The organism is Xenorhabdus innexi, from assembly GCF_002632485.1.
Lineage (GTDB): Bacteria > Pseudomonadota > Gammaproteobacteria > Enterobacterales > Enterobacteriaceae > Xenorhabdus > Xenorhabdus innexi.
In genome coordinates, this window is sequence record NZ_NIBU01000089.1 from 7,675 (window position 1) to 10,907 (window position 3,233).

Below are 3,233 nucleotides of genomic sequence, written 5' to 3' on the forward strand. Positions count from 1 at the left end.
CATTTGTGCAACCGCAGTCACAGTCATGTTGTACGGTGGTAGCAATTTAGCCAGTGCGGCAGATTTACGTTCAGGTGAAATACGTGTCATTTTTTTCTCCATCAGCGTTGTTAATGAGGGTGACAACTATGCTGACAGAGAGGGGGTTCAATAAGCGAATCAGTAAAACAGTTTAACTTTTTGCGTTATATTCCATTAAACATCTTAAGGCGCTCTTGTTGCTCTTCACTTAAGTTAAATGCAAACTCTTCATGTTCTATTTGCCATGTACCAAAACTCATCAGGAACGCAATAGCAGGGTCTATCTTGTTTGCTGATTTCTTCTTATTCGGTTTAATGTTGGCGTTCGCGTCGGTTTCCATCACCACATTGGACATTGCCCACGCCAGCACCGGATCGCCGTTGTGACGAATAACTTTGCGGTTAACGAATACCTCGGCAGATTTTGCCACAGGGCTAAAGCGCATATAGGTTTGCGGGAAAGGTTCAACATCCAGCCCTGCACCCTGTAATTGGGTACGTAGATGCGTGGCGTTCCATGTGTCAAACCCCACCAGCTTGATATCAAACTGCTGACTGTCGTTGAGAATATCATCACGGATACGGTCATAATCAATGCAATCGCCTGTGGTGGTATGTATCCAGCCTGCTTGCGCCCATTGTCGATACACCGCCCGATTCTTATTGGCGGGATTTTGTAACTGTGCTTCGGGCAAGTAATGACGGGTCAGTAATAACAGTTCGTTATCCACGGGGAAGGTGTAGCAGATACTAGTGATATCCCCTGTTGAAGACAAATCCAGCCCAGCGTAACACTCCAGCCCTATGAGATCGTTTTCATCATAATCTTGCTGGCAGGCTTTCCATGCCCCTACGCCCATCCACGGGGTTTCACCCTGACACCAAATATTAAAGCGTTTGGTTAACATTTCTGTCCATTGTGAGGGAATACCACGGGCTTTCTGGATGATGTCATGCAAGGCGGCACTGTCTACCGATGCATCAAGATTAGGGTTAGCTTTTATCCAAAGGGAGTCATCATCAATCTCGTTCTCGTCATCCAATTCGTAAATCAGGGCAAACAGCGATTCATTTTGTTCTTCGCCATCCAGTATCTGACAACAATAATCATAATGCTGCTTACAGGCCGAAATAACATTACTGCCTGCGGTGGTGATGGCAAACAGGATACCTTCGGGGCGTGCGCCCATTCCCAGCTCAAGGGCAGAATAAACCGCGTTATCAGGGTGTAAGTGATACTCATCGACAATAGCGAGGCTGGGGTTAGTCCCTTCAATGGTGGCGGCTTTGGCGGCCAGCGGTTTTAACAAACTGTTGGTTTTCGAATAAGTGACTTTGTGTTGCTGGATAGCTACCCGTTTTTTCAACGGTTTTGATAACAGGCTCATCTGGCGGGCATCATCAAATACGATACGCGCCTGATCACGGCTGACGGCGGCGGTGTAAATATCCTGCTGCCCTTGCTCCATCACCAGAAACCAGTTAGCCAGTATTGCGGCAACGGTGGATTTCGCATTTTTGCGCGGCACCTGAATATAAGCACTCCGATACTTTCTGCGTCTGGTTGCCTTCATCTTAAAGCCAAACAGGTTAGCAAAGGCGAACTGTTGCCACGGCTCTAGAATGATGGGCTTACCGCGCAAATGACCTTTGACATGGGGACAAACACGGGAAAAGGCAATAAAACGCGTCACAACTTCAGAATCAAACGTATAAAGCGGGTTATTCAGGTCGTTAAAGTAGCGTTTTACTGCCTGTTTGACGCGTTTACAGGCCGGAATTTTACCGTTTTCGATATCAAATGCGTATTGTTCCCATGCGTTCATAGGCGATCCAGCTCGTCTTCTTCCTCGGTTTCCACCGGATTTTTACGCCGTGACACAGGATCAAAACCCAGCAATGACGACATTTTTATCATGATTTTTTCGGCATCGGCTTTGGCACTCAATGACGGGTTTCGGCTCTCACTGCCTTGGCTGTTAATGATGCTAAAGCCTCTGATATCAAGGTCTGCTACCGCTTTTCGGTAAATGGCATAGTTCACGCAATACAGTTCTAAATTGTTCCAGTCAGCGGCGTTCAGGTCTTCCCGCTCACTGAGAATTTTACCTTTGGCCTTCCATTGACTGGCTGCGATATCATTAAGGTAAGTTGGCGGTTTTGGCGCTCTTGCCATGATTTTTTCCTTGTTGTTTTATTTTCAAAAAAACTGCCGTGCGTAAAAATTGAAGGAGGGGGCGGTTCCGCTGGAAGGGACATTTGTCATTTTTGATACCCCCACCCCGTTATTTCGTTTCGTTATTATTCTTTTGATAACCAGCCCCGATACCTTGCTGCTTCGGTTTCCTGCTGCCGATAGATCCCCTGCTTGCGCTTCGCTTTAGTCATGGGGTCAGTCTGTACGGTTTTCCGGTTATGGCAGGTTTGGCATAACGCTTGATGATTGGATGCAGGCCAGAACAGCACATCAGCATCACCCTGTATCGGGATAATGTGATCCACAATGATGGCAGACGTGTAAATACCCTGCGGTAAGCAATGAACGCATAACGGATTAGCTTTCAGGTAGTGCAGCCGATAACGTCCCCATCGGTTACTGTAGCCACGTTGGGTTCGGGTGCCTCGTTGCTTATCCTGCTGGCGTCTGGCTTCCCGCTGGTGTTGCTCGCATCGGCCTGATTTCACCCGCTCGCGGCAGTATGGGTAGCTACATCGCTTTAAGGGCTGCCACGGCATTAGTAGACTCCCACATCACGATAGACTGACCACAGGGATTTAATGGTAAACGGGACTTCTTTTAGCTCAATATCGGTTGCCATTTCCCGATTTTCATACAGCAAACCGATATAAAGCAGGCAACCTACCTTGATTGCTGGCGTGAAGCTCAGGCCATTATCAAACCGCTTACCGATATGTTGCTGGCAGACTTCCAGAGCGGCTTCGGCGTAAGCGGTAAGGAGCGCATCATCAAGGGCGTCGCTTTCATCAATCCGGCAATGTTGTTTGATTTCACTGAGGGAAATTTCAATATCAGACATATTTCACGCCTCCCTTGCAAAGCAGTTCCAGACGGGTGTGTTTCGGATCAGGGATAACGGCAACGATGGCAAAGCTCTTGCCGTGGGTGCTGGCACCTTGATAGACAATGCGGTTTGTTGTGGTGATATCATCACGGTAACGCAGCCAGATACGCACCGTGGCTTCGGATAACA

At 47.9% G+C, this 3,233-nt stretch carries 5 protein-coding genes; all 5 read right to left on the minus strand.

Annotated elements, in window-relative coordinates:
* Window positions 1-185: 185 nt before the first annotated feature.
* The gene (locus tag Xinn_RS18780) at window positions 186-1,847 is read right to left on the minus strand and encodes a terminase large subunit (RefSeq protein ID WP_086955669.1); all 1,662 of its coding nucleotides are present in this window, start codon (window positions 1,845-1,847) and stop codon (window positions 186-188) included.
* Window positions 1,844-2,197, minus strand: coding sequence for a phage terminase small subunit P27 family (locus tag Xinn_RS18785; RefSeq protein ID WP_013185044.1), 354 nt, complete (start codon window positions 2,195-2,197; stop codon window positions 1,844-1,846). Before Xinn_RS18785 ends, Xinn_RS18780 begins: the two co-directional genes overlap by 4 nt.
* 125 nt (window positions 2,198-2,322) lie before the next feature.
* Complete coding sequence (locus tag Xinn_RS18790; RefSeq protein ID WP_086955667.1) at window positions 2,323-2,757, minus strand: HNH endonuclease signature motif containing protein; 435 nt, start codon at window positions 2,755-2,757, stop codon at window positions 2,323-2,325.
* Entirely contained in the window at window positions 2,757-3,059 is a 303-nt protein-coding gene (locus Xinn_RS18795) for a head-tail connector protein (RefSeq protein ID WP_086955665.1), read from the minus strand. Before Xinn_RS18795 ends, Xinn_RS18790 begins: the two co-directional genes overlap by 1 nt.
* Window positions 3,052-3,233 (minus strand): phage head closure protein (locus tag Xinn_RS18800; protein ID WP_153043418.1); only part of this gene is annotated, 182 nt, incomplete at its 5' end. The genes Xinn_RS18795 and Xinn_RS18800, both read right to left, overlap by 8 nt.

What these genes read in the sequence shown, in the direction of transcription:
- Xinn_RS18780 (WP_086955669.1), bottom strand. Translation starts at nt 1,847, where the DNA reads ATGAACGCATGGGAACAATACGCATTTGATATCGAAAACGGTAAAATT.
- Xinn_RS18785 (WP_013185044.1), bottom strand. Translation starts at nt 2,197, where the DNA reads ATGGCAAGAGCGCCAAAACCGCCAACTTACCTTAATGATATCGCAGCC.
- Xinn_RS18795 (WP_086955665.1), bottom strand. Translation starts at nt 3,059, where the DNA reads ATGTCTGATATTGAAATTTCCCTCAGTGAAATCAAACAACATTGCCGG.
- Xinn_RS18790 (WP_086955667.1), bottom strand. Translation starts at nt 2,757, where the DNA reads ATGCCGTGGCAGCCCTTAAAGCGATGTAGCTACCCATACTGCCGCGAG.